This is a genomic window from Pseudoalteromonas sp. NBT06-2 (genome assembly GCF_002276045.1).
GTDB lineage: Bacteria > Pseudomonadota > Gammaproteobacteria > Enterobacterales > Alteromonadaceae > Pseudoalteromonas.
Genome location: NZ_NQMR01000075.1, coordinates 22,017 through 43,428 on the forward strand (window position 1 = coordinate 22,017; position 21,412 = coordinate 43,428).

Sequence of the window (21,412 nt, forward strand, 5' to 3'; positions counted from 1 at the left end):
GACATGAATACATGCCCACTGTAAGGTTTATATAGACAAACTTTTATTTTTTGACTCAATTTTTGCCAACCATAATAAAGGTGCAATAATAAAAATAGTTCCTATTGCCATGGCTAAATCAGGTAGTTCATCAAACCAAATTATACCCACTGCAACGGCACATAATAGGCCACTGTATTCAGCGCTGGCTATTTTACTTGCATCACTTGAGCGATAAGCTACTATGCAAATACCTGCGTAGATTAAAATAAAACTACTTGAGCCCGCAGCTGTGATCATAGGTGTAAAATCCCATGGTTTTGCTTCATATAGCGCTAAGGAAAATGCAATTGGAATTCCTACAATGTTTGTCATAAAGAGCGTTTGAAATACATTTTGTTTATTTGGTAGCTTTCTAATTAATAAATTATTTAAAGCCATAGTAAATGCAACTATAAAAGCGGCAATGGCAGCCCAATCGATATGTGTAGGGCGAATAACAATTAAAACGCCTATAAAACCTAGAATTGCAACGCCAATAGCATGTTTAGATAAGGTTTCATTAAATAGCATCATGGCTAATGGCAACATTAATAATGGTGCAGCATAAAAAATAGCATTAACCGTAGCTAATGGCATAGCGCTTATTGCAATTACCATAAAAACAGCGCCGATGAGCCAGATATGACCCCGAATAACATGCCATTTTAAACCTTGACTAAATGAAGTTTTTTTACCAATAAAACACAAAGGTAATAATATTAATGCAGCTGTAATTTGTCGAAATAAAACAAATTGGTAAATGGCAATATCATCAGAAAGCGTTTTGATCAAAGCGTCAGAAAATACCGCAACTAAATTACCTATCACAAGTAAAGTCATGGCTAAGCCTACAGATATATTTTGCATTCGATCTCTCCTATATACTCGTGCTGTGATTTGAATACGAGAAGTGTATTGCAAATAGATTGATTATGTATAATGATTAAAATACTTTTAGTATGAACTAAACTAATAATGAAACTACCGCCGTTACGCGCATTACAATGTTTTGAAGCCGTTGCTAGACTGAATAGTTTTTCACAAGCAGCTGATCAGCTTAATGTCACACAAAGTGCTGTGAGCCATCAAGTAAAGCTATTGGAAGAATATTTAGGCGAAGCGATGTTTAGTCGACATGGTCGTTCATTTGCTTTAACTGAAGTGGGGGAGCGGTATTTTGAAGAAGTAAGTCACTCACTTAGTAATTTATCTAATGCTAGTCAATTAATTAGAGAGGGGCAGACGGGGAAAATCAGATTGGCTTTGTATAGCTCTGTTGCAGTGAAATGGTTGATCCCTCGGTTAGATGATTTAAAACAACAATATCCAGAAATTGAATTATCTTTAAATATGATGGCTGATGAACCTAACTGTAGCGATCAAGTGGCTGATTGTTTTATAACAGTTGCACCACCTAAAGCAAATTTTGTAGTTGAGTTTTTATATGCTGAGCGACTTTATCCGGTGTGTGGCCATAAGTTGTGGCAACACATAAAAAATAAACCTTTGCCTGAAGCTTTATGGAGCCAACCATTGTTGTCAGTTCAAAACTTGTTTCCTGATGATAAACAGGGGGAAGATTGGCGTCGTTGGTCGATACAAGGAGGCTTTGAAATGCCGAATAATACTAAAATAAATCACTTTAGCCATATGTTATTGGCTGCAGAAGCTGCAAGATATAATCAAGGTATAACATTAATTAACCATTATTTAATGTCAGATCAAGACAGACAACATAACTTTGTACGCATTCCTATGCATGAAGTAGTAACAGGTGATAATTTTTATTTTGTTTATAAAAAAGCCCGCGCGAAACAAACAGATATTGTAAAATTAGGACGTTGGCTGAAACAGCAATGTTTGGAGTAATCAGACTGTAAACTCAATAAAGTAAATATTGATTTATATGGATATAAAGCTGCTTTAGGAGTCTCTTTAAATCTACAAGTAAATTAATTAACATTATCAATTAAACCTCTTTTCGAGAATTACATTTTTTCACAATTAAAAACCTAAATGTTTATATTTTTATGTTACATTTCAATGCATTAATTTCAATTTTAATATTTGGTAACAATTCCCTATGAAATTCTTAATCAACAGCATTTTCTTAATATTAGCTACAATGTCTTGTTTTGCATTGAGTAATGAACAAAATACTTTTAGTTATTATGGTATTGCATTACAGAAAAGCAGTTTTGAAGATATTCAGTTTAAACAAAATCAAACTGAATTTAACGAGCCGCTTAAATACAACAAAAGTACTTCAGGAGTGGGTGCTCGCATTTTTACAGGTTTTAATTTTAATGAATATATAGCTGCTGAAGCTGGGTTATCTCAGTTTGCTAAGCCTGATTTTTCTGTGACTGAGAAAATTACCAATGCAGATCAAATAACTAAAATAACAACACATAATAAAGGAGATTTTAGTACTTTAGGGCTGGATATTCGCGCGATAGCTTCTTACTCATTGACTAATGATATATTTTTAAGAGCACAAGTTGGCGTTTTAGGTTGGGATAATAAATCTGAGTCATTAGTTTCATCAGAAAATGACACATTTACAACTATTGAAGCAAAAGATCGTGGTATTTCGCTATTAACAGGGTTAGGCATTGGTTATGGCATAAATAAGAAAATGGCTTTTACCTTTGATTATGAATCGACAGAAGTGGCAGATATTCCCGTAAAAACATTAACTTTAGGCTTTTCATTTAAGCTGTAACCGTTTGAGAAATAAAATAAATACAATGTATCAATGACTCATACAATTATTTCTTTTATTATCTTAAATATTATAATCAAAAGGTAAAAAATAATGTTTAAGATATTCCATGCTATGACATTAGTAGCGGTAGTTTTTATAAGCGGTTGTAGTGAACCAAGCCAAAATGGGCCGTCAGCTAAAAGCGAGCAAGTGGAATCGCGCTATGAGGAAGGTAAACATTACCGCATAGTGAATAATATCAATGTTGGAGCGCTTAAAACACCATTTTTAGTAGAATATTTTTGGTTAGGTTGCCCTCATTGTCAAAACTTCGAAAAACCATTACAGGACTTTAAGTCAGTTAATCCAGAAGTGGGATTCATCAGAAAACATGCTGTTTTATCTGAAAGTTGGGTAAACGATGGACGTATTTTTTACGCCCTTCAAGAAACAAAAAATATGGCACACTTCGCTGAATTATTTGATTTATATAAATCAGGCATTAATGATGAAGACTTTGATGCGTTTTTCACTAAAAATAACATCGATAAACACTCTTTTTTAGCAGTTGCAGGGAACAATGAAAATGTTATTAACAATATGAAAGAAAGTTATAAAGAAATGAGCGAAAATGAAATGACGAGTGTGCCATCAATAGTTGTTAATGGTAAATACCTGATCATAGCTTCAGAAGATACGAATAATAACGAAAAGTACTTTAAGCTTGTAAATTACTTACTCAAAAAGTAACAAATAAAGGGGTCAGAGTTAATTAATTTGGGTACATATATATGTACCCAAATTAATTAACTCTGACCCCTTTTTGAACTAGCTGATATTACTTATCTTTTATAAATGCTTGGGTGATTTTTTGATAAATCTGATCTAAGTTTGGACGTTCCTTTATATTATCAAATAAGCACGAATGCACTTGTGCTTGAACACGTTCTGTTTTTTCACATATCTCATAACATAAATTTACGGGCTTAATTAACTCATCTAATAAGGCGTCTATTAATATAAAAGCTTGCGCTAATACGACTTTACCTCCGCCTTTTTTAAGTATCACCCGCTGAGCTGTACCAGCTATTTTTCTACCATTTATATTGAGGTTATAGTCACCATCACAATATGAAAATTTAGTCGCATGGGCTTTACTTTTTAATCCAAAATCTGCAAAAAAAACATTTAAAATATCACACAAATCTTGATAAGCCTGGGTAATTGAATAAGGTTTATCGTCAGGCCAAACGTATATATGAGATAAATTGATAACACCTGGACATTGTGGAACAGGTGCGCCGCCTGTTTTTCTAGAAAGTAGTTGCCAGTTTTGTTTTGCCAATGCATTTGTAAGTTTATAAGATTCAGGCCATTTATTACCTGCGGGTAGCACTAGTGTAGGGTTTTTAGCTTGCCATAACATCAGGCATTGATCGAGTTGGCCATTTTGTATTTGTATTAATAGTTCAGCTTCTTTGTCAAAAGCGTTGCGTACTTCAATATGATTATAACGAATTAATTTATTGTGTGTTTTACTCATGTGTCGTTAGTGATATCTTAGTTACATATTTTTAATATACCAATACTATACCTTTAAACTTAAGTGAGGTTAAATGAGTTTTCTCATCAAAAAATAACTAAGGCACTATATTTGATTATTAAACTTTATTTATGAGTTCGTTAGTTATGTTAATAAATCGCTTTGAAAAGGAGCTTTGAGAACTTTCATTTTGTTGTGATATCCGTTCTAAATATTTCACTGATATATCTAGAATGATAAACCTCATAGAGTCTGAGCAGACATTTCGTTTCAGGGATTGCTATTGTTAAATGTAATCCTAAACTCAGCGCCTGATAACTCACTACATTCTCCAATTTCTATATTAGCGTCACGCCACAAAGCAATACGCGATACAATCGCAAGCCCCATTCCAAAGCCTTGTTTACCTTCTATATTGTCGCCTCATGATTGCTACCGATATTATGTTTAACTGAAACTTGTTTATTCAGCTGCCACCATAAAAAAGGGGCTGTTAGCGTTATTAAAATTATGGCATAAATCATTTGCCAGCCTAGGCCCCATGCAAGTATTACACAAAACAAACAGCCTAAAATAATGACAGGAACGTATTTTTTATTCAAGATTTTAAATGCTGCAAACATAGAGGCTAAATAAATAACAACAAATACCCCATTTACCAAGGAAATCAATTCTTCTATATTTTGATCTGTCACAAATACAGTTATTAGCACAACTCCCATAATAAGTAACACTCCTGATAAAGATCTAGCCGGTACTTGATAAGTATTTAATTTAGAAAAATAACTTGGAAGAACACCATCATTACTAAAACTCCATACCAAACGTGTAACACTTGCTGTATAAACATTGACAGTTGCAAGGCCTCCAGCAATACCTAAAATACCAATTACTTGGGCGCCGCTGTTGCCTATAAATTCTCCCAATAACTTATTAAATATACCCACCATGGCAAGATCTGTATTTGTAGGCACCTCAATCATAATGTGCGTACACGCTAAGTAAATTAAGCCAACTAAAATAGTGCCAATCATCATAGCAGGTATGAGATCTTTTTTTGGGTTATCAAAGTCATTAGCTAAGTGACTCATCGCTTCAACTCCTAAAAAGCTCCAAAATGCTATACCCGCAGCGGACATTACTAAATTAAAATCAGTATGAGGCAAAGTGGTATTTAAATGTGTGTTTGTTTGCAATTGACTTGCACCGAATAAAATAACAACGACCGATACAATTGCTAAAGTAAGTATAAATTGCAATTTGGCTGAAACTTGAATACCACGATAATTTAAAATAAAGAGTAAAACTAATACGCTTAACTCTGTTAGTAATAATATAAAACCAGCTAACTCAATGAGTGTGCCGACAAATTGAAAGGTCATTAAAATAGCTGCTGTAGCACCTAATGGTACAACAAATAAAAAAATAAGCCCAATAGTTCTACCAGCAACAGGACCAAAAGCTTGTTCTACAAAAAAAGCAGGGCCAGCACTATGCGGAAGTTTTGCTGACAACTTTGCAAAAATTAACGTTAAGGGAATAATCGCTATTGTGAGCATAAACCAAGCAAAAATGGCACCTTGCCCCGCTATTGTGAGTGTCATTTGTGGCAATATAAATACGCCAGTGCCAAGTAATGTGGTTGCCATTAAACCTGCGCCTTGCCAACGACCTATTTTTTTACAGTGATGATTCATCTTGATTTCCATTGTAATATTAATAGGGGTATTATACGTATCAATTAAATGGCAATGTGTCATGCTTCTAATACAAAAAGGAATATTGACCGACAAAATGACGGTAAATAGACTTAAGTCCGACATTATGATTTTAAGGGGAGTTAATGGATAAATTTGATGAAGCTATAATCGCGCAGTTAAGAGTAAATGCGCGGGAAAGTATCTCTAATATCGCGCAATCAGTAAGCTTATCTCGATCTGCTGTATCAGAACGTATAAAAAAATTAGAGCAAAAAGGCATCATTCGCGGATATCAAGTGCTATTGAGCGAATCTCAAAAAGAAGGGGTATCTGTATATTTTGAAATTCAACACCGATGTGCTCTATGTTCTGATGTGGTTCATGTATTTAAGACGATACCTGAAGTTATTACCTGTAGTAGTATAACGGGAGATATGGATTTATTAGTACATGTGCAAGCTGACTCTATGCGCAGAATTCATGAAATAAGAGAACAATTAGATGCACAAATTGACATAGTAAAAATTAAAACACATGTCGTAATGAGTGAGTGGATAGATAATCAGCGCAGATAAACTATAAAAAATAAAAGATTAGATAATTTACTTATTACTGAGAGCAACTTTTATTTGCAGATTTTTGTACCATTAAAGTTATTACCCCTGCAATTATCCCCCATAATGCAGAACCAATATTAAATAGTACTAAATCAGATGCAGTGACCAAAAATGTAATGATAGTTGCTTCAGATAATGCAGGTTGAGATAATGCTTGGTTTAAACTTGATGCAATTGTAGAAAATAAAGCAATGCCAGCTAAAGCTAAAATAAATGCAGTAGGCAGCGCGTCAAATATATTGATTAAACTTGCTGCGCATAAGCCCATGATAATGTAAAACACCCCCGCAAAAATGGTTGCGTAATATCGCTTGTTTTTATTTTTATCTACTTGCGTACTCATACATATGGCTGCTGTGATTGCAGCTAAGTTGATGGCATAACCACCAAAAGGTGCTATTAAAATATTACTAAAACCAGTAATGCTGATAATTTCGGAAATTTTAGGTTGATAATTATGGGCGTATAATACAGCGACCCCAGGGACATTTTGTGAAGCCATAGTGACAATAAATAAAGGTACAGAAATACTAATAATGGCAGACATAGAGAATTGAGGTGCAATATAGTTCAATTGACTCATTTGCCATTGAAAACCAGAAAAATCAACTAAATCGCCAAAATATGCAAAACTAGCACCTGTTATTAAAACAATTAACATGGAAAATTTTGGTATGAAAACTTTAGTTATTAGATAGCTCACTAACATAGAGGCAATTATTAATAAGTTGTGTTCAAACAAATTAAATACTTCAATACCAAAATTTACCAGAATACCTGCAAGCATTGCATTGGCGATAGGTTGAGGTATTTGGTTGATTACTCTTTCAAATATTCCGCTAATACCAGAGAAAAAAATAAAGACTGCGCAAATAATAAATGCCCCTATGGCTTCATTGATATTAAAGCCTTGTGTACTAGTGATAAGCAATGCTGCACCTGGAGTTGACCAAGCAATTAAGATAGGAATTTTATAATATAAAGAAAGCCCTATAGATGTAATGCCCATAGCTAAACCTAAAACTAAAAGCCAGCTAGATACGATGGCAGAGTCGCCACCTAAATTAATAACCATTTGATAAATCAAAGCAATAGAACTCGTCATGCCAATTAATACGGCAACAAATCCAGGGGTCGCCCAGTTTAAAAAGTTTTGGATCTTTAGCATAGCTGTCTCAATATTATTAGTGAACTCTACATTCGTGCGTTAAAACGCACGAGACTAAATTAACATTGTATGTTATAACGCACAAGAGATTTCAATTTATAATTTGAAGATATGTCTGAGACTAAAATTATTACTGATGTAAATGTACATTTAGCTAAAAATCTAAAATATGCTAGAGCTAAAAAAGGGTGGAGTTTGGATACCTGTGCTAAAAATACAGGCGTATCAAAAGCCATGTTAGGACAAATCGAGAGAGAGGAATCAAGTCCTACAATCTCAAAATTATGGCAAATCGCCAGCGGATTTGAATTACCTTTATCTTATTTTTTGACTGAACAAGTCTTGTTTGATTCAGTATCTGAAGCTTTAATTAATGAAGCTGAGAACCCTAAAAGTATCAGCATAAAAACGGTTTTTGAGTTTGATGAAATAACAAAAATGGAAACTTTTGAAATAACTTTGAATCCACAACATGAACACATGTCTGAGCCGCACAATAAAAATGTATTTGAGCATATTATTGTGCTAAAAGGAGAAATGGCTTTTTTTATTGATGATCATTGGACTAATCTAAAAGTGGGAGATAGCACTAAGTTTAGGGGTAACCAAATACATGGATACCAAAATGCAAATAAAGTACCTGCTATTTTTCACAATATTATTTGTTATTTATAAGCTATTTTGGCAATTTTTTTCCCATTGAATTGCCCAATCTCTGAGTGGATCTAGTGTTTGCATAAGAGATGAACCCAAAATTGTTAGCTCATAACCTGATGATTGTGAGGAAACTAATTTTGCTGTTGTTAGTTGTTTTATTCTAGTATTGAGCACTGATGGAGACATACCTCCACATTTTTCTTGTAATCCTCTAAAACTTAATGATGTATCGCGTAATTCCCACATAATTCTCATATTCCATTTTCGACCAAGCAGATCAAAAAGAGCCATGATCGCGATACCTGAAGTTGAGCCTTTAACTGGGTTATTTGGGAGTGGAGTTATCATAAATGTTGCGCTTCTAAAAAAGTAGCGGTATGCTACGAAATAAGTAGCGATATTATATCAATTAATTAAAAAAGCGAGAAAAATATGTTTTTAGTAGATATGACTTTTACGGATATCAATAAAATAACACCAGAGTTAACGAGTAATCATAAACGTTATCTTGAACAAGAATATCAATCTAATAAATTAATGTTTGGTGGTCGAAAAGTGCCAAGAAATGGCGGGATTTTAGTATCACAACACACTAATAAAGAAGAGTTACAGTTAGTTCTAAATTCAGATCCTTTTATAGCAAGTGGTGCCGTTACTTATTCGATTACCGAATTTATTCCTGTTATGGCTTCAAAAGAATATGAAAAAATATTAGCCTAAAACATCTTGTGCACGGGCTATATTACTTACTACAAAGGGGTCGTATAAAGGGGTCGGAGTCAATTAATTTGATCTTCCCTTTAAGAACACCACATCTGCACTATACTTGTTTTTATGGAGATATTATCTGGAATGAGTCATGCCAAGGAAAGTCAGGTTTTACACTGCAGGGATCCCAAGCCATATTGTACAGCGGGGCAATAATAAACAAGTATGTTTTTTTTGTGATGACGACTATGGCTTTTATATGAAAGTATTAAATGAAGCATTAATCGCAAATAATGTAAAACTTCATGCTTTTGTTTTAATGACTAATCATGTACACCTTTTAATGACTCCAAGTGATCATGAAGGGATCTCAAAAGTAATGCAAAATGTTGGTCGTAAATACGTTCGATATATAAACCGTATTTATAATCGCACAGGCACTTTATGGGAGGGAAGACATAAAGCTAGCCTTATAGATAGTGGGCGTTATTTTTTGATTTGTCAGCGCTATATTGAACTTAATCCTGTTAGAGCTAAAATGGTCGATTTACCACAAGAATATAATTGGTCTAGCTATCAGCATAATGGGGTAGGTAAAATTATCGAATGTATTACACCTCATGATGAATATTTAAAATTGGGTCAATCGAAGCAAAGTCGGTTAAATAATTATCGAGATTTATTTTTACATCATATTTCATCTGAGCAAATTCAACATATAAGAGAGTGTTTAATTCATAATTATCCGTTTGGTGATGAAAAATTTAAAACACAATTAGAGCAAACATTAGAGGTTAAAGTTGGTCAATTTAAGCAAGGACGGCCAGTAAATAATGACAACAAACTGGTTAATTGACTCCGACCCCTTTTTACCTTTTTATTAGGAATGTTATGTTAGAGCCAAGAATGGTACAAACAAATGCTGATGCTAAAAAAATTGTTGAGCAACGAGAATTGTCTTATATCAAGGTTGGGTTGTTTGATATTGATGGTGTGATGCGTGGTAAATATATGAGTAAAGAGAAATTTTTTTCATCTTTAGATCATGGTTTTGCTTTTTGTGATGTGGTATTAGGTTGGGATTCGAATGATCAGCTTTATGATAATACATCTTATACTGGTTGGCATTCTGGCTATCCTGATGCACAAGTTGAGATCATTCCAAATACATGCCGTGAATTACCTCTTGAAGATAATATGCTGTTATTTATAGCAAAATTTAGAGGACCAGCTGCAAGTATCTGCCCTAAAAACTTACTTAATAAAGTGATATCTCAAGCAAAAGAAATGGGCTTTAGCGCTAATGCTGCTTTTGAATATGAATTTTTCATGTTTAATGAAACACCAGAGTCTGTAAGAGAAAAAGGCTTTAGAAATTTAACTCCCTTAACTCCTGGAAACTTTGGTTATTCTGTGTTGCGAAATAGTACTCATGCTGATATTTATCAGCAAATTTTGCAACTCGGTGAAGCGATGGATTTCCCAATTGAAGGTTTGCATGCAGAAACAGGGCCTGGCGTCTTAGAAGCCGCGATTAATCATGATATAGCTGAAAATGCCGCAGACAAAGCTGCTTTATTTAAGACTTTTATAAAAGTGTGGGCACAACAAAACCATTTAATGGCAACATTTATGGCTAAATGGTCAAACAAATTACCTGGGCAGAGTGGCCATATTCATATCTCCTTAAAAAACCTAGAGGGTGAGCTTATCTTTTATGACTCAACCAAAGCATTTAACATGAGTGATATACAAAAGCATTTTTTAGCTGGTCAGCAAAAATATATGCCTGAATTTTTAGCGATGATCGCACCTACAGTTAATAGCTATAGCCGAATCGTGCCAGGGCTTTGGGCGCCTTTAGATGCGACTTGGGGCGTTGAAAATCGTACTACGGCATTACGTTTAATTCCTGGCAGTAAAAAATCTCAAAGAATTGAATATCGTTTAGGTGCTGCAGATGCAAACCCATATATTGCTTTGGCTGCTGCTTTAGGTTCAGGTTTATTAGGTATCAAAGACAAGTTAGAGCCCCATGAACAAGTAAAAGGTAATGCTTATGAACAACAGCATCATAAATCTTTAACTTTACCTCAGTCCCTGCGTGAAGCTGCAAACAAGCTTAAGAATTCAAAATCAGCCAATGCATTATTTGGAAAAGAGTTTATTGATCATTTTGTGAAAACTCGATTATGGGAAGAAAGAGAGTATCGTAAACACGTTTCTGATTGGGAACTTGAACGATACTTTGAAATTATTTGAGGGAGTACCTTATGTTGTTAAATACAGATGAAGACCTTCAAATAACGCGCACTCCAATTGATAACTCAATATATGTAGAACGAGTTTTAGCAAATGCTCAAAATATTAATCAAACGCTTAAACTTGCTAAATCAGCTCAATTAAAATGGAAAAAAACAACTTTAAACCAACGTAAAAAAATGTGCCTCGCTATGGTGAATGCTTTTATCGAAAACAGTGATGAAATTGCCTTGCAATTAAGTTATATGATGGGCCGACCAATAAAATATGCTTTAAGTGAAGTGTTAGGTATGGCACAGCGTGCTCGGCATATGATCAGTATTGCAAAGGATAGCTTAAAAACGATAAAGGTTTCATCAAATAGAAATATGACTACCTATATAAAGCGAGAGCCACTAGGTATTGTATTTGTTATTGCTCCTTGGAATTATCCTTATTTAACAGCTATAAATAGTCTTATTCCGGCAATAATGGCGGGAAATAGCGTTATATTGAAACATTCAGCACAAACGCCTCTATGTGCGGAGCAATTTGAAAAAGCATTTGAGCAGGCAAACTTCCCCAAAGGTGTTTTTCAATATTTACATTTAAGTCACGAAAGTACTGAAGCGATTATTAAGCACAAACAAGTTGATTATGTGTCGTTTACTGGCTCTGTTGCAGGGGGAAAGGCGATTGAAAATGCCTGCAATGGCCATTTTATGGGATTAGGTCTAGAGCTTGGTGGAAAAGATCCAGCTTATGTATGTGACGATGCTGATCTTAAATATGCTGTTGAAACTTGTATAGAGGGTGCCTTTTTTAACTCAGGCCAATCATGTTGCAGTATTGAGCGAATATATGTTGCTGAACAGGTTTTTGATGAATTTGTTGTAACTGCAACAGAACTTGTTAATAAATATAAATTAGGCTCTCCTCTTGATGTCGATACCACACTCGGTCCTATGGTAAATGCCAAACCTGCAGATTTTATTCGTGATCAAATACATCATGCGGTTAATGCGGGTGCAAAAACACATATTAAGCCTGAAAACTATCCATTAGATAAAGAAGGCAGTGCCTATTTAGCGCCGCAAATATTAACAAATGTTGATCATTCAATGGATATCATGACTAAAGAAAGCTTTGGCCCAGTTGTTGGCATAATGAAAGTCCATAGTGATAAACAAGCAATTGACTTAATGAATGATTCTGAATTTGGTTTAACCGCATGTGTATTTACTAAAAATGTAAATAGAGCAATTACAATTGGCGAACAGCTAGAAACAGGCACCTTTTTCATGAACCGATGTGACTACTTAGACCCCGCACTCGCTTGGACAGGTGTTAAAAACTCAGGTCGAGGATGTACGTTATCTATTTTAGGTTATGGCGCATTAACTCGACCAAAATCATTTCACTTAAAAACTAAAACTTAAATTATACAGGTGGAACTATGAAGCTTGATCATTTAAAAGCCGATTGGAATTACCCAACCAATATTAAACAAGGTATAGGGCGAGTTACTGAGTTACCTGAATTATGTAAAAATATCGAAATGAAAAAACCTTTATTAATTACAGACCCTTATTTAGCCCAACAACCTATGGTGAGTAAGATATTAACTCATTGTCGTGAGCAGGGTTTAAATTGTGATATTTTTAGCAAAATTGTCAGTAATCCCACAGAGCAAAATATAATAGATGGCGTAATGGCATTTAATAATAGTAATCATGATGGGGTAATTGCATTGGGTGGTGGCTCTGCGATCGATGCTGCCAAGTCAGTTGCTTTAATGGCGGGGCAAACTTTACCATTATGGAGTTTTGAAGATAAAGAAGATAATTGGAGTCGTGTCAATACAAGTGAAATGGTATCTGTCATTGCTGTTCCTACAACATCAGGTACTGGCTCAGAAGTAGGCCGTGTTGCAGTGATCACAGATGTTGAAGCTAAAATAAAGCGGCTTATTTATCATCCTAATATGTTGCCTAAAGTTGTTATCTTAGATCCAGAACTTACGCTTGATTTACCAGCCCATTTAACTGCAGCAACAGGAATGGATGCATTTTCACATGCATTAGAGGCTTATTGTGCACCAAGTTATCACCCTATGGCGCAAGGCATCGCTTTAGAGGCTATTAGATTAATAAAAGATAATTTATTAAAGGCAACACTTAATGGGCAAAACCTAGAGGCAAGAGCACATGTTATGGTGGCGTCAACTATGGGCGCAACGGCATTTCAGCGAGGATTAGGTGGCATGCACGCGTTAGCGCATTCTTTAGGGGCGCTTTATAATTGCCATCATGGTTTATTAAACGCGATATTGATGCCATATGTGCTAAAAGCAAATCGCTCTGAAATTGAAGGCCGAATAAGAAGATTAACGCGTTATATTGGATTAAAAGATGCGTGTTTTGACAGTTTTATAGCGTGGGTGATCAACTTACGTCATGAGTTGAATATGCCTCATACTTTAAGTGATATCGATATAACAGTCAAAGATGCCAGTTTAATTGGTGAAATGGCTTTTAAAGACCCTTGTGCTGGTTCCAATCCAATTCAATTTAGCAAAAATCAATATACTGACATTTTTATGAATGCCTTAAACGGTGAAATATAAATATTTATGAAATTAGGTATTTTAATATGTGACCACGTTCAAACACACTTACAACATGAGTTTGGTGATTACCAAAATATGTTTATTAACACTATCATTAAGTCTAACTCAGGCATTAAAAACCTTAAGTTATCATTTTATGATGTTCAAAAGGAGCAATATCCTATTGATATCAATGAGTGTGATGCCTATATGAGTACAGGCAGTCAATATAGTGTTTATGAAAAACAAGTATGGATCATTCAATTATTATCTTTTATTAAAACGCTCTATTTAGCCAAAAAACCTTTTGTAGGCATTTGTTTTGGCCATCAATTAATTGCACACGCTTTAGGAGGATTAGTTGAAAAATCAGATAAAGGCTGGGGATTAGGTGTAACTTGCGCAAATGTATTACAAAAAAAAACTTGGATGAAACCCAATTTAATTTCAGTTAAATTAGTTGTAAGCCATCAAGATCAAGTTATAAAACTACCAAAAAATTGTCAAATATTAATCGGAAGTGAGTTTTGTCCAAATTATATGATTCAAATTGACAAACACTTTTTAGGCATACAAGGGCATCCAGAGTTTGCTCGAGAATATTCAAAAGCTTTAATGCTTTCGAGAAAAGATAGGATCCCTAAATGTGTATTAGATACAGGTATTAAATCATTAAACTATGTTCCTGATGGGCTCATTATTATGCATTGGATTTTATGCTTTTTGAAGAAGAGCATAAATTAAGATTCTGTCGTTATTTAGTCTCACATTCTTATTTTTTAGAAACATATTGACTGATAGATGACGCTTAACTTCGTAAATAAACAGGTTGTATCTTAGATAAACCGGGAGCAGAGGTAATGATCGCGGGAATTGAAATATGGTAAATACTCAGAAATGGTCAAATGGAACAACCCAGATACATGACTCTTAAGAAACAATTTTATTCATTAGTGGCTTAACTGTGTTTGAAAGAAGGTGTTTTGACTTTAATTCTAAGATGCGACAGAGTAAAAAATACTAAATGTAGTATGGTTCTCCAACTACAGCATTTTATTAGCTGAAGATAATTGGACTCCCCTACACCTAAAAGCGTAGGGTAATATATCATTACCGCGTAATTTGATTAAAAAGAGTCCTTAAAATGAATAAAACTATAGTTGGCGTTGATTTAGCAAAAAAAGTTATTCAAGTTTGTATACCCAAACCACTTCAAGATGCAGGATTCAGTTGGAATTAGAAATACTTTAGGCAAGGCATTGATTGAAGAACATGGTTATTCCCTTTTCAAAATCAATAACGCTGCATAAAGTATTTATAAACCAACCTTACAGGGACTTCTGAGCAAATCATGCTCGTTGTTGCCTGCATGGATGTAGGTACTAGAGCAATGCAGGAGCATATTGCCGGTCCATCTTTTTTTAAGGGAGTAACCATTAATGCAAAGATGCGCCTAGATCATGAATTGCTCAGCAGTCCTGAACCTCACATCTTGAAGTGGCTTGGGTATATATACAAAAACAAAAAGGTGCAGTCTAATACTGAAATGACACCGGATGAATTTCTTTGTTGGCTTGTCACTTCAAAAGCGGTTTTAATTGTATTTGAGGCATGTGGAATTACTGGAAACAAAGAGCTATTGAAGCTGGGCATGATGCTCGTTTAATATCAGCTAAATTAGTCTCTGCTGTAAGGCAAAATCAAAAAACAGATAAGAATGATGCCCTCGCAATTGTGCAAGCTTCTTTATTACCTGAAGTCAGGTTTATTTCAGGGAAAAGTGTTAAGCAACAGCAGCTACAATCTATAAAACGCTTACGAGAATTAGCCATAAAGCATCGAGACGCACTTAAAAAACAGATATTGGCACTTTTGTTAGAGTTAAACATTGGCTGCCAAATGGAAGTGCCCGTTTAATCAATAAAATAGATGACATATTGGAAGATGCTGAAAATGAATTGTCGGCCGAATTCAGGCAAGTTCTTCAGGTTGGACAACAACAATTAAGTGCAGCGATCAAATCCGTTTTGATTTACGACGACTGTTCGGAAAAATTAAAAACAGTACACTCAGGAGCCAACTAATTTCAGGCGCAATGTCAGTAGTAAAGCAAATCGTTAAGCGAGAAGCTAGAACGAAAAAAGAAGTTTGGCTTAAAAGCTTGATCGAACGCAGGGGAAACAAGTGTGCAGCGGTTGCACTGGCAAATAAAACAGTGAGAACAGCTTTCGTCATGCTTACCCAAGGTACATAATACAAAGCTGAGTTACTTGCAGCTTAATAACGAGTTCAGACAATAAAAATGCACTAACGAAGATAAAAATCAGCAAACTAAGTCAGCTAGCCACATAGAGCAATAAGCTCGCTTTGAAGATTTGACAGTTTGTTCGCGTAAATATCATGGAGCCTGAGTTCGCTACTCAATTAGAGCTCGTACATAAGTACGCATTTATTTCTTTGACTAAGTCATTTTGTTGTTGACACTGGGGAGTCCACATAAGTGGCATAGTATTGCGAAGCAATCGATTTGCCCCCTTTGTTCTTTGTTTCACTTAATAACTGGAACAATGAAAAATTTCAGGTTTTAAAACCTGCACTTTGAATGGAGATGGGTATACACCCCTTTGTTTACCTTAATACTACTGATATCGAAACTTTTTACAGAAAAGCTAAAAAATTAAAGAATACTTAGAATATATTTAATCCAAGACATGATTTCTAGATTAAATATGAATTTATTGAGGCATAAAATTCTAAATCAAAAAATCGGCATATGAAATAAATATTTAGATTAAGGTATTGATTTTAAATTCACTTATTGAAAATATAATTTTACATCACTAAGTTATTCTACTATCCTACCACCGCAAAATTATTTAAATATTACAAAATTTAATTAATAGTGATTTTATCACGGCAAGAGCATTACGAATTTTATACAAGTTTAGTTTGAAATTTAATCTAAACAGACTTGTGTGGAGCTTAAATCTGTAGATTTTTTTGAACCAGCATATAAAAACAGTTTATTTGATTTGTTTTTTTCAAAAAGGCGATGTCAATACCATTTATAATGCTCTTGCCCTGGTGATTTTATATCTAGCAGGGAGAACTTTGTTTTTCAGGATCCCTTCGTACTTTTTAAATGGCTTTTTGATGAGAGTATTTTTTATTGCTTCTGCTTTTATATATCAAGACATTTTCAGCAGTAAAAAATTAAGCGCTTAAATATTGTTACTGGTGTGGTACATTTTTTCGATTGTAGAGTCAAAAAAATTATAGCCCAAGTTGTGTGGTTGCTAAAACACGTTAATTTTTGTTATTACGCTCAGTACATCAGAAGGGCGAGCTATGTATTCACTCTTAACTTCTGTATTGGCGGGTAATTTAAATCATCAGAAGATTTAAGTGCTTGTAGTGATTTTGGCTTAGCGATTGAAGTTCTCTGTATGATATTGATTTTAATTATGAGGACGAAACTATGTGGCAGTTCACCTTGTATTATCAAAGCAGAATAAATTTCCAAAAAATAAAGGAATGCATCTTAGTGAAAAAACGATTAACTATACCTCTATTACTTACCTGTTTTCATATATCTGCAGCAGCAAAAGTGGATTACTTAAATGTTGATGGTGATATTGTTTATTTTACAACCACTGAAGGTAAGGCGACAGCTAGCCCTAGTTGCGTAGTGAATGATACGCAAAAACAGTGGAGCGTATCATTAAATTCAGGTAGTGGACGAGCCTTGTATTCATTATTGGCTACTGCGTTGGCGGGTGAGTTAGCTGTTACAGTTACAAGTGCTCAAGATTGTGGTGATACACCTGGAATAGAAAGGGCGTCAAGCATTGCTATTGCAGCAAATTCAAATGTTACAACTGGCGCCAAATCGTTTTACTTGTATAAAGGAGATGGTACTACGCAACTGGGGAGAATTATTTCAGTTGCAAATGGTGCTGTAGTCTATTTATCATCAGGAGATAATACTAGATTCCATTATTATAGAAAAAATGCAGGTGTCCCACACTTAAGGTATTTAGAGGCAAATTGTCAAGGAACTGCATTTACAGGTTCTCCAAACGAAGTATCTGTTCATCCATTGGTCAATAATGGCCACTACATGAAAGCAGAAAATTATTCAAATCAGAGAAGAATACTATCCAATAGAAGTATTTCAGGGGAAAAAGATACATGCTATAACATGGATGCTTATTTTGATGTTTACAATCTAAATTTAAATCATGAAGATAAACTATGCGGTACAAAACCTTGTATGATCAAAGATGAATAACTTATTTATTAGCAGGTGCTTAATTTACATTTTAGCTAGTTGGTACAGGTGAGATACCCTTGGCTTGACGTTAAAAACAATGCATTCATAAGTATATTAATTAAAAGGATTTTAAAGTGAAAAATTTAATGACTATGTTTTTATGTAGCTGCGTGGCTGCATCTCAAACACTTATGGCAGCCAGTCAATTAACTGAAATAAAAATTGAAGATGATATTGTATATTTTACGACTAAAGAAATATTAACCACCACAGTAACGTGTGTACTAACTGAAAATATAGGTCGATGGGCTTTTACTCTTCGTTCTACTAATGGCAAAGGTATACATTTAGCATTAATGACAGCTGCGACTTCAGGGCAAAAAATATCCGTTACATCCGCCAATGATTGCCATGATAAAAATGGTTTTGAACGACCACTCTCTGTCAGTGTTTTTAACCATTAATTAAAATATATAAAAGGAAAATAAATGAAGTTGTTAGTTAAGCTTAACTTTATCCTAATCAGTGTTTATATGCTGTTTTTACCTGTCGCTAATTCAGCTGAAATACAAGGGTATATTGAATTTATAAAGCTGGAGGATAATGTTGTTACTTTTAAAACAGATTCAACAGCAGCTTATACTCAGCCTGATTGTGCTCTAGCTGAAAATAAAGGGTTATTTACTCTAACTTTAGATACAACTATGGGGCGCGCTATGTATGCCGCTTTAATGAGTGCATCGTCAATTAAAAAGCCTATTTTAATGAATTCAAGTGGCAGTTGCATTGAGTTACAAGGGGTTGAAACGGTAACAGGGCTCACTGTCACTGAATTAAATTTAACAGATACTCCAAGCCAATCTGCTGCAGCTAAAAGTTTAAAATTAGTTGGAAAGGCGTTTAGTTATTATGGTAGTAATGGCTACGACTGTCGCATAACTATTAGTGCGCGCAATTCATCTGGTCAGCCTTATATATTTAATGAAAACGGTAATTGCAGATGTCGTGATAGTAAGCCAGCTCATATTAATTTAGTTGATCCACAACGAAACAGAAACGTAGGTCCAGCGGGAAATGGGACAGAAATAAGTTGTTACATTGAAGAATAAATCAAAGGATAAAAAATGAAAAAAATAATGTTATGTATCATAGGTATGTTGAGTACAATATCAAGTAGTGTTCACGCAGGTGAGAAGTTATGTAAAGGTGTGTATATAGATACAGTGGCAATTGAAGCCCGCCGTGTTGATGGTGCAAGTCAAATCGGTCAAAGTTTACTTGTCAGCTTTAAAGATGCTTCAGGGAATTTTTATAACTGCGGTGGCGCAATGGATAGATATGTATATTTAAAAGCGGCTGCCAATGAAGCTGTTTTTAATGCCATGGTATCAATGGCATTTATGGCTAAAGCTAATAATTATAAAGTTAACTTCACGATAAATGAAGGTTCTCGCATATATAGTGCTGATGAACTCGCTTTTATTCATATAGTTGAAAATGCAGCGTTACCAAACGTAAATTAGTATTTTTACTTTACTGTCACACATGGACGTGTAAACGCCTTTTTATATAACAACTGGTTTATTTATGTTTCGTACTTATATATTTCGTTCTTTATTTTTTATTTTTATTACATTATTCAGCACAGTACTTTTAGCATCTCACTCAGCTTTGCCTGTGCTAATTCACTATATATTAGAAGAGGTAGAAGTCGAATCAAACGGTAATATTTATGTTCCAAAAAAGAGTGATAGTGGTAAATACCGAATTTCTTGGCACTTCGAAGAGCAAGGCGGCGAATTTTCAGTTGAAGAACTTATTTTAGGGTCGGTTCAAGCGCAATGGCAATCAATTTATTCGGGCACAGAAACAGAATTAGAACTAAATAAAATAACCAAGGGTTATTATAGATATAGAGTGAAGTATTGTACTGGGGATGTATGTAGTCGCTTTTTAGTTTCGGATTATATTGAGGTTGATATCCCGCCAATCGGGCCTCGAAATGTGGTTGCAACACAAGTTGAAAAAATAAATACGGTTGTTTGGGATGCTGTTTCATTGGAGCAAGCAATTGCACCTCAATCAAAAAATATGCAACGCAATGTAGCTCAAGCAAATACGAACACGACATACCTTATTGATGTAAGTATTAATGGCAGTAGCTTTGTTAGTTTAGATGAAACCCAGGGAACACAATATATACATAATGTTAATGATGAAAAAACACGCAGTTACCGTGTCAAAGGCTGTGATTCAGAGTATTGTACTGAACCATCACTACCGTCGGTTCCTATTGGTGGCATTAGAGCGCCAGATAGTTTTTATGGCGCATTAGATAATCAGGGTAATATTCTCTTTAATTGGCACGAGGTTGCTACTGCTTCATTCTATAAAATAGAAATCAGTATTGATGGTGGTTCATGGATTACATTAACGACAACTGATTTGAATGAATACTTATTAGAAAATCCACCTGAAGGCGAACTAAACTTTCGTATTAGTAGTTGTACACCTAATGATTGTGAGTCATCCGCAGGGTTATCTATCTTGTCATTTACTGTGCCAGTTTCAACTGAGTGTAAAAACTTAGTAAAAAAACTAAATGTTTATCATAATGATAGTGACTACTTCTTTGAAAATATAAAATATGTAATCGGCATCATTCCAGGTGTTTCTCTATTCTCTATTGGGCCCAAGGAGGTGTCGATTGAACAATATTGGAAGCTCACATCTCAACAAATGTACCTTGAAAATTCAAATGCAATAGATTTCAAGCACGCAGATGTTGTGAGTGGTGGACTATTTGGTTTTTGTAATAAAAATAAAGTAGATAACTCTGTTGATATAACTTACCGTAATATAGATAGCAGCATTTCTTTTGTTCTTAATGTGAAACCTGATGGTGATCATAAGCTGAAATTAACTTTATTGGAGCAACAACCATTAGTGTATGCCGATACCGCAGGTAATTTATACCTTAAAATAGATAATACCTATTTAAAACTTCAAAAAGATGCTTCCAACAACTGGTCTGTAACCACACTTACAAGCGCAGAGTGGAATGAATTAACACTAATACCCAGTGAATTTAGTCTTGAGGTAGGTGATTTTAACAGTGATGGTTTAGATGACTTTAAGCTTATTAGTAAAGATAAAAATGTAACATTGA

Annotated in this window: 21 protein-coding genes and 1 pseudogene; 17 read left to right on the top strand and 5 right to left on the bottom strand. The window is 34.5% G+C overall.

Annotated features, from left to right (window positions below):
* Nucleotides 1-27 precede the first annotated feature (27 nt).
* A complete protein-coding gene (locus CJF42_RS15045; RefSeq protein WP_095367482.1) occupies nucleotides 28-888 on the bottom strand; it encodes a DMT family transporter in 861 nt (286 codons plus the stop codon).
* Nucleotides 889-996: 108 nt separating this feature from the next.
* On the opposite strand from CJF42_RS15045, the gene CJF42_RS15050 reads away from it, so the two are divergent.
* The 3 genes from CJF42_RS15050 (at nucleotide 997) to CJF42_RS15060 (ending at nucleotide 3,478) form a co-directional block, all read left to right on the top strand.
* Nucleotides 997-1,890 (top strand): LysR family transcriptional regulator, encoded by an 894-nt coding sequence (locus CJF42_RS15050; protein ID WP_095367483.1) that lies wholly within the window; start codon nucleotides 997-999, stop codon nucleotides 1,888-1,890.
* 214 nt (nucleotides 1,891-2,104) lie between these two features.
* The gene (locus CJF42_RS15055) at nucleotides 2,105-2,746 is read left to right on the top strand and encodes an outer membrane beta-barrel protein (protein WP_095367484.1); all 642 of its coding nucleotides are present in this window, start codon (nucleotides 2,105-2,107) and stop codon (nucleotides 2,744-2,746) included.
* A gap of 93 nt (nucleotides 2,747-2,839) precedes the next feature.
* Nucleotides 2,840-3,478 (top strand): thioredoxin domain-containing protein, encoded by a 639-nt coding sequence (locus CJF42_RS15060; protein WP_095367485.1) that lies wholly within the window; start codon nucleotides 2,840-2,842, stop codon nucleotides 3,476-3,478.
* An 88-nt stretch (nucleotides 3,479-3,566) separates the two neighbouring features.
* Here CJF42_RS15060 and CJF42_RS15065 read toward each other — a convergent pair whose 3' ends face one another.
* The gene (locus CJF42_RS15065; protein ID WP_095367486.1) at nucleotides 3,567-4,271 is read right to left on the bottom strand and encodes a lipoate--protein ligase family protein; all 705 of its coding nucleotides are present in this window, start codon (nucleotides 4,269-4,271) and stop codon (nucleotides 3,567-3,569) included.
* Nucleotides 4,272-4,681: 410 nt separating this feature from the next.
* Nucleotides 4,682-5,968, bottom strand: coding sequence for an L-methionine/branched-chain amino acid transporter (gene yjeH / locus CJF42_RS15070; protein WP_252097623.1), 1,287 nt, complete (start codon nucleotides 5,966-5,968; stop codon nucleotides 4,682-4,684).
* 146 nt (nucleotides 5,969-6,114) lie between these two features.
* Here yjeH and CJF42_RS15075 point away from each other — a divergent pair, with 146 nt between their 5' ends.
* Nucleotides 6,115-6,546 carry an Lrp/AsnC family transcriptional regulator gene (locus tag CJF42_RS15075; RefSeq protein WP_095367487.1) on the top strand — a complete coding sequence of 144 codons (432 nt, stop codon included), beginning with the start codon at nucleotides 6,115-6,117 and terminating at the stop codon, nucleotides 6,544-6,546.
* A 34-nt stretch (nucleotides 6,547-6,580) separates the two neighbouring features.
* Here CJF42_RS15075 and CJF42_RS15080 read toward each other — a convergent pair whose 3' ends face one another.
* Nucleotides 6,581-7,756 (bottom strand): benzoate/H(+) symporter BenE family transporter, encoded by a 1,176-nt coding sequence (locus CJF42_RS15080; protein WP_095367488.1) that lies wholly within the window; start codon nucleotides 7,754-7,756, stop codon nucleotides 6,581-6,583.
* Between the two features lie 111 nt (nucleotides 7,757-7,867).
* On the opposite strand from CJF42_RS15080, the gene CJF42_RS15085 reads away from it, so the two are divergent.
* Nucleotides 7,868-8,431 carry a helix-turn-helix domain-containing protein gene (locus CJF42_RS15085; RefSeq protein WP_095367489.1) on the top strand — a complete coding sequence of 188 codons (564 nt, stop codon included), beginning with the start codon at nucleotides 7,868-7,870 and terminating at the stop codon, nucleotides 8,429-8,431.
* Here CJF42_RS15085 and CJF42_RS15090 read toward each other — a convergent pair.
* Entirely contained in the window at nucleotides 8,426-8,761 is a 336-nt protein-coding gene (locus CJF42_RS15090) for a winged helix-turn-helix transcriptional regulator (RefSeq protein ID WP_095367490.1), read from the bottom strand. The two genes, CJF42_RS15085 and CJF42_RS15090, sit on opposite strands and share 6 nt — an antisense overlap.
* An 84-nt stretch (nucleotides 8,762-8,845) precedes the next feature.
* Between CJF42_RS15090 and CJF42_RS15095 the strand changes: the two genes are divergently transcribed.
* From CJF42_RS15095 to CJF42_RS15155, 12 genes and pseudogenes are all read left to right on the top strand, one after another.
* Entirely contained in the window at nucleotides 8,846-9,133 is a 288-nt protein-coding gene (locus tag CJF42_RS15095) for a YciI family protein (protein WP_095367491.1), read from the top strand.
* 139 nt (nucleotides 9,134-9,272) lie between these two features.
* Nucleotides 9,273-9,977 carry a transposase gene (locus CJF42_RS15100; protein WP_095367492.1) on the top strand — a complete coding sequence of 235 codons (705 nt, stop codon included), beginning with the start codon at nucleotides 9,273-9,275 and terminating at the stop codon, nucleotides 9,975-9,977.
* Between the two features lie 35 nt (nucleotides 9,978-10,012).
* A complete protein-coding gene (locus tag CJF42_RS15105) occupies nucleotides 10,013-11,383 on the top strand; it encodes a glutamine synthetase family protein (RefSeq protein WP_095367493.1) in 1,371 nt (456 codons plus the stop codon).
* Between the two features lie 11 nt (nucleotides 11,384-11,394).
* The gene (locus CJF42_RS15110; RefSeq protein WP_095367494.1) at nucleotides 11,395-12,801 is read left to right on the top strand and encodes an aldehyde dehydrogenase family protein; all 1,407 of its coding nucleotides are present in this window, start codon (nucleotides 11,395-11,397) and stop codon (nucleotides 12,799-12,801) included.
* A 17-nt stretch (nucleotides 12,802-12,818) separates the two neighbouring features.
* Nucleotides 12,819-13,988 (top strand): iron-containing alcohol dehydrogenase, encoded by a 1,170-nt coding sequence (locus CJF42_RS15115; protein ID WP_095367495.1) that lies wholly within the window; start codon nucleotides 12,819-12,821, stop codon nucleotides 13,986-13,988.
* Nucleotides 13,989-13,994: 6 nt separating this feature from the next.
* Nucleotides 13,995-14,714 (top strand): glutamine amidotransferase-related protein, encoded by a 720-nt coding sequence (locus CJF42_RS15120; RefSeq protein ID WP_095367496.1) that lies wholly within the window; start codon nucleotides 13,995-13,997, stop codon nucleotides 14,712-14,714.
* A gap of 721 nt (nucleotides 14,715-15,435) precedes the next feature.
* Nucleotides 15,436-16,224 (top strand): annotated as a pseudogene (locus tag CJF42_RS15130) (IS110 family transposase).
* A gap of 1,290 nt (nucleotides 16,225-17,514) precedes the next feature.
* Nucleotides 17,515-18,261 (top strand): hypothetical protein, encoded by a 747-nt coding sequence (locus CJF42_RS15135; RefSeq protein ID WP_095367497.1) that lies wholly within the window; start codon nucleotides 17,515-17,517, stop codon nucleotides 18,259-18,261.
* A gap of 116 nt (nucleotides 18,262-18,377) precedes the next feature.
* Nucleotides 18,378-18,707, top strand: a complete 330-nt coding sequence (locus tag CJF42_RS15140; RefSeq protein ID WP_095367498.1) for a hypothetical protein — start codon at nucleotides 18,378-18,380, stop codon at nucleotides 18,705-18,707.
* A 24-nt stretch (nucleotides 18,708-18,731) separates the two neighbouring features.
* Nucleotides 18,732-19,352: a hypothetical protein gene (locus CJF42_RS15145; protein WP_095367499.1), complete on the top strand. Its 621-nt coding sequence runs from the start codon at nucleotides 18,732-18,734 to the stop codon at nucleotides 19,350-19,352.
* Nucleotides 19,353-19,367: 15 nt separating this feature from the next.
* Nucleotides 19,368-19,766, top strand: a complete 399-nt coding sequence (locus tag CJF42_RS15150; RefSeq protein ID WP_095367500.1) for a hypothetical protein — start codon at nucleotides 19,368-19,370, stop codon at nucleotides 19,764-19,766.
* A 64-nt stretch (nucleotides 19,767-19,830) separates the two neighbouring features.
* A partial coding sequence (locus CJF42_RS15155) for a hypothetical protein (protein ID WP_141235568.1) occupies nucleotides 19,831-21,412 on the top strand: 1,582 nt, incomplete at its 3' end.

Excerpts from the sequence above, each read along its gene's own strand:
- CJF42_RS15045 (WP_095367482.1), bottom strand. The coding sequence starts at position 888 with ATGCAAAATATATCTGTAGGCTTAGCCATGACTTTACTTGTGATAGGT.
- CJF42_RS15050 (WP_095367483.1), top strand. The coding sequence starts at position 997 with ATGAAACTACCGCCGTTACGCGCATTACAATGTTTTGAAGCCGTTGCT.
- CJF42_RS15055 (WP_095367484.1), top strand. The coding sequence starts at position 2,105 with ATGAAATTCTTAATCAACAGCATTTTCTTAATATTAGCTACAATGTCT.
- CJF42_RS15060 (WP_095367485.1), top strand. The coding sequence starts at position 2,840 with ATGTTTAAGATATTCCATGCTATGACATTAGTAGCGGTAGTTTTTATA.
- CJF42_RS15065 (WP_095367486.1), bottom strand. The coding sequence starts at position 4,271 with ATGAGTAAAACACACAATAAATTAATTCGTTATAATCATATTGAAGTA.
- yjeH (WP_252097623.1), bottom strand. The coding sequence starts at position 5,968 with ATGAATCATCACTGTAAAAAAATAGGTCGTTGGCAAGGCGCAGGTTTA.
- CJF42_RS15075 (WP_095367487.1), top strand. The coding sequence starts at position 6,115 with ATGGATAAATTTGATGAAGCTATAATCGCGCAGTTAAGAGTAAATGCG.
- CJF42_RS15080 (WP_095367488.1), bottom strand. The coding sequence starts at position 7,756 with ATGCTAAAGATCCAAAACTTTTTAAACTGGGCGACCCCTGGATTTGTT.
- CJF42_RS15085 (WP_095367489.1), top strand. The coding sequence starts at position 7,868 with ATGTCTGAGACTAAAATTATTACTGATGTAAATGTACATTTAGCTAAA.
- CJF42_RS15090 (WP_095367490.1), bottom strand. The coding sequence starts at position 8,761 with ATGATAACTCCACTCCCAAATAACCCAGTTAAAGGCTCAACTTCAGGT.
- CJF42_RS15095 (WP_095367491.1), top strand. The coding sequence starts at position 8,846 with ATGTTTTTAGTAGATATGACTTTTACGGATATCAATAAAATAACACCA.
- CJF42_RS15100 (WP_095367492.1), top strand. The coding sequence starts at position 9,273 with ATGCCAAGGAAAGTCAGGTTTTACACTGCAGGGATCCCAAGCCATATT.
- CJF42_RS15105 (WP_095367493.1), top strand. The coding sequence starts at position 10,013 with ATGTTAGAGCCAAGAATGGTACAAACAAATGCTGATGCTAAAAAAATT.
- CJF42_RS15110 (WP_095367494.1), top strand. The coding sequence starts at position 11,395 with ATGTTGTTAAATACAGATGAAGACCTTCAAATAACGCGCACTCCAATT.
- CJF42_RS15115 (WP_095367495.1), top strand. The coding sequence starts at position 12,819 with ATGAAGCTTGATCATTTAAAAGCCGATTGGAATTACCCAACCAATATT.
- CJF42_RS15120 (WP_095367496.1), top strand. The coding sequence starts at position 13,995 with ATGAAATTAGGTATTTTAATATGTGACCACGTTCAAACACACTTACAA.
- CJF42_RS15145 (WP_095367499.1), top strand. The coding sequence starts at position 18,732 with ATGAAGTTGTTAGTTAAGCTTAACTTTATCCTAATCAGTGTTTATATG.
- CJF42_RS15150 (WP_095367500.1), top strand. The coding sequence starts at position 19,368 with ATGAAAAAAATAATGTTATGTATCATAGGTATGTTGAGTACAATATCA.